This is a genomic window from Streptomyces sp. E11-3, from assembly GCF_046540415.1.
Classification (GTDB): Bacteria; Actinomycetota; Actinomycetes; order Streptomycetales; family Streptomycetaceae; genus Streptomyces.
On the sequence record NZ_JAZGRL010000017.1, the window covers coordinates 1 to 3,780 of the forward strand.

The 3,780-nt window shown below is 72.2% G+C and carries 5 protein-coding genes; 2 read left to right on the forward strand and 3 right to left on the reverse strand.

Annotated elements, in window-relative coordinates; translation table 11 throughout:
• Together U9R90_RS34180 and U9R90_RS34185 are read right to left on the reverse strand one after the other, a co-directional pair.
• Window positions 1-469: response regulator transcription factor (locus U9R90_RS34180; RefSeq protein ID WP_411061208.1), on the reverse strand; the 469-nt coding region annotated here is incomplete at its 3' end.
• Complete coding sequence (locus U9R90_RS34185) at window positions 466-1,626, reverse strand: sensor histidine kinase (protein ID WP_411061210.1); 1,161 nt, start codon at window positions 1,624-1,626, stop codon at window positions 466-468. The genes U9R90_RS34185 and U9R90_RS34180, both read right to left, overlap by 4 nt.
• Window positions 1,627-1,792: 166 nt before the next feature.
• Between U9R90_RS34185 and U9R90_RS34190 the strand changes: the two genes are divergently transcribed.
• Together U9R90_RS34190 and U9R90_RS34195 are read left to right on the forward strand one after the other, a co-directional pair.
• On the forward strand, window positions 1,793-2,437 hold the full coding sequence (locus tag U9R90_RS34190) for a hypothetical protein (RefSeq protein WP_411061212.1): 645 nt from the start codon (window positions 1,793-1,795) through the stop codon (window positions 2,435-2,437).
• Window positions 2,430-2,990: a hypothetical protein gene (locus U9R90_RS34195; RefSeq protein WP_411061214.1), complete on the forward strand. Its 561-nt coding sequence runs from the start codon at window positions 2,430-2,432 to the stop codon at window positions 2,988-2,990. The genes U9R90_RS34190 and U9R90_RS34195 overlap by 8 nt, the downstream gene beginning before the upstream one ends.
• Here the strand turns inward: U9R90_RS34195 and U9R90_RS34200 are convergent.
• Window positions 2,978-3,757 carry a GNAT family N-acetyltransferase gene (locus tag U9R90_RS34200; RefSeq protein ID WP_411061216.1) on the reverse strand — a complete coding sequence of 260 codons (780 nt, stop codon included), beginning with the start codon at window positions 3,755-3,757 and terminating at the stop codon, window positions 2,978-2,980. The two genes, U9R90_RS34195 and U9R90_RS34200, sit on opposite strands and share 13 nt — an antisense overlap.
• Window positions 3,758-3,780 lie beyond the last annotated feature (23 nt).

Sequence of the window (3,780 nt, forward strand, 5' to 3'; positions counted from 1 at the left end):
CTGGGGTTGGGGCTGGGGGTGTGGTCCGGTGGGTTTGGAGTAGGCGGACGGTGATCTGGGGGCTGATCAGGACGTCTCCGGCCATGGCGGCCCGTACGCCCTCGATCAGCAGGCCCGGGCCCGAGCGCTTGAGCAGGAAGCCGCAGGCACCGTCGCGTAGGGCCGTACGGACGTAGTCGTCGTGGTCGAAGGTGGTGACCACGAGGACCCGGATCGGGTCGGTGGCGTCGGGGCCCGCCAGGCGGCGGGTGACCTCCAGACCGTCCAGGCCCGGCATTCGGATGTCGGCGAGTACGAGGTCGGGGCGGAGGGTGTGGGCGAGTTCGACGGCGGTGGTGCCGTCCGGGGCCTCGCCGACGACCGTCATGTCCGGCTGGGATTCGAGGATTAGGCGGAAGCCGCTGCGGATGTCGTTCTGGTCGTCGGCCAGGAGGATGCGGGTCAAGGGGGAGGGCTCGGGGGGCGTCATGGGGTCTCCTGCTGTAGCGGCAGCGATAGCGGTAGGGCCGCCAGCAGTTGCCAGCCGCCGTCGTCGTACGGGCCCGCTGACAGGGTTCCGCCCAGGGCCTCTACGCGTTCGGTGAGGCCGGGCAGGCCCAGGCCGCCGCGGGTGCTCCGGCTTCGGCGGGTGCGGCCGGAGCCGTCCTGGGGGCGGTCGTTGGTGATGCGGATGTCGACGCCCGTGCGTGAGCGGGTCAGGGCGACGTCGACGCGGGTCGCGGTGGGGGCGTGTCTGCGGACGTTCGTCAGGGCCTCGACCACGATCCGGTACGCGGTGGCGCCCGCCTCGCGCGAGCGCGCGAGGGCGTCGGCGGCCTCGGACGGCAGGGTCAGCCGGGCCTCGGTGCTGGCCGCCGAGGTGAAGCGGTCGATCAGGGCCGGGAGGTGGTCGGGGCCCGGGAGTGGTCCGGTGGCGGCGGCGTCCGGACCGTGCAGCGCCTCTACGGTCCGGTCCATCGCGGCCAGTGCGCTCAGGCCGGCCTTCTCGATGCGCTCCAGGGCCAGTACCGCCTGCTCGGGGTCGGTTGCCGCGACGAACCGCGCGGCCTGGGCCTGTACGACGATGCCGCTCACGTCATGGGCCACGAAGTCATGGAGGTCCCGGGCGATTTGGAGACGCTGGGCGCGCCGGGTCTCGGCGACCAGGCCGCGGCGGCGGACCTCCGCGCGGCGGAGCTGCCCGCCGACGGCGGCCGCGAGGAGCGCGGGCAGCAGCCAGAACGCCGCGGCGCCCGACTGCTCCAGGAACGCGGCGTCGGGCATCAGCGGCACCGGCCAGAGCGCGATCGCGAGAGCGGTGAGCGGGGTGGCCACGCGGAGTTCCCTGACCGGGGACCAGCGGACCACCGCGGCGAGGAGGGGGAGGAGCAGGACGGCCTGTACGAGTCCCCAGCTTCCGGGTGCGGTGAACACGGCGGTCAGGGTCAGGGTCGCGGAGGCCGCGGTGGGGCGGGCCAGCCGCTCCAGCGAGTCTGGGCGACGGGCGGTTGCCCAGAGGAGTGTGGCTACGGCGGTGGCGATGGGGACCGTGGCGGCGAGCTGAGCGGGTCCGAACGCGATGCCGGCCGCGGCCAGAGCTGTACCAGTACCAAGGAGGAGGCGCCTCAGGCCAGTTGGGCTCCGCATGGGGTCAGCGTACGGGTGGGTGATCCAACCGGGCTCTCTGCCGAACGGTAGAGGGTGCGGTCCGCCGCCGGGGGATCTTTCTGCCGATCGGCGGATGGAGGTGGCAGGTGTGCGCGGACGAAGCTGGTCGTGCTCGGTAAAAGCCTTCACCACCAGGGAGTTCACCATGCGAGGACATATGCGTACGCGCATCAGGTCTGCTGCTGCCGTCGGTGCCGCGGCGGTGCTTGTCGCGTTGGCCGGGGCGGGGCCCGCGCCCGCCCACGACACGGCGAAGAAGAAGGCGGGGGGCGATGGCGTCGCGCGAGTTCACGGTTCGGGCCGTATCGCATACGTCTACTCGCCCGACGACGACATCCGGTTCACCCTCGACGCGCGGGCGGTGCCGTTCTCGCAGCCACTCCCCGGTCTGCCCGGCGGGCTGCCCACGGATGCCCGAGGCACGGTGAAGTTCAGTCACCACGTGGCGGAGACGGGGGTCACCGTGGCCGCGGAGGCCCGGGTGGACTGCCTGGTGACCGGTGGCCGTACCGCGACACTCACCGCCGTCATCACCAAGTCGGACGTCTCAGAAGTCGGCAAGCGGCTGGGCATCAGCGTCTACGAGGGCCGCGGGGGCGAGCCGGACCGGCTCGGGTTCTCGTGGGGCGTCGCCAACACCGAACCCGAGTCAACGGACGACAACGGCCAGGTCGTCCAGCCGAACGTCGGCACCTGCATGGCGCCCGCGCCCTTCGCGCCCGTCACCAAGGGCGGGTTCGACGTCAGGCACGCGGAGCTGCCGCCGCTGCCGGAGGCACATCGTGAGTGAGACCGTGATGGCCGCACCGCCCAGGCCCAGCGTACGGGGCGTCTCGCGTACCGCACGCTGGGCGGCGCACGCGGCGGCGCTGACCCTGGTCCCGTCCGGGTTGTGGCGTATCGCCATCGCCTTCGGCTGGGACTCCGGGTTCACCGGGGACTTCCTCGATCCGGCCTACTTCCCCGGCAGGCACTCCTGGTACCTCATCGGGCTCAGCCTGTTCGCCGAGGCGCTTGGGCTGCTGACGCTGGGGCTGATCCACCGCTGGGGCGAGGAGATACCGCGCTGGGCTCCGGTCCTGGGCGGGCGGCGGATTCCCGTACTGGCGGCGGTGATTCCGGCGTCGGTCGGCGCGGCGGCCGTCACGCTGCTCGTGTTCTTCGGTGCGCTCGACTGGAACTCGGCGGAGAACATGGGGGCGCCCGAGGCACCACAGGGAGCCCTGTACTGGGTGATGACCGCCTGCTATGTGCCGCTGCTGGCGTGGGGGCCGCTGGTGGGCGTTGCCACGGTGGCGTACTTCCGGCGGCGGCGTGGGTGCCGGGCTTCCTACGGTTCGTAGACGTACGGCGTCGTGGTCGTCAGCGGGACGAAGCCGAGGCGCTGCAGGATGGGGCGGCTCTGGTCGGAGGCGTCGACCTGGAGGTAGCGGTAGCCGTGGGCGGCCGCGATGCGGGCGCGGTGGGCGACCAGGGCGCGGTAGATGCCCTTGCCGCGCCAGGCGGGGAGGGTGCCGCCGCCCCAGAGGCTGGCGAAGTCGGTGCCGGGGTGGAACTCCATGCGGGCGGCGCAGACGGGGGTGTCTCCGGCCATCGCGACGGTCATGGTGTTGGTTTCGGGGCTCTGGGTCAGTTGGGTGAGGAGTTGTTGGCGGAGCTGGTCACTGTTGTTGCCGAAGGCTTCGTCGTGGACCTGTGTCATGAGGTGCAGGTCGGCGGGGTCCGTTACCTGGTGCAGGCGGATTCCGTCCGGGAGTTCGGGAGTGGTCGGGAGGCCCCTGATCCGGGCGACCATCAGGGTCTCGCGGGGCTCTGGCGTGAAACCGGCCGCCGTCAGGCGTTCGGGAAGGTCGGCGGGGGTGTCGTGGCCGTACAGCTTCCACTCGAACGAGCGGTCGAGTGTGGTGAAGTGCCGGACCTGTGCCGCGATCGCCGCGTCGGCGGTGGCCTCGGTGAGGTCCGACCAGATGACGGCGGCCCAGCCGCCGTCGCTGCCGACCTGCCGTACCACGCCGTCGGACCGCTCGATGCGTATGCCGGGGCCGTCTGGGCGGGTGTCCCGGCGTAGTTGGGCGTCGAAGAGGGCGAGTACGGGGTCGGGGTGCGTCATGGGCGCATTGGAGCACGGGCGGG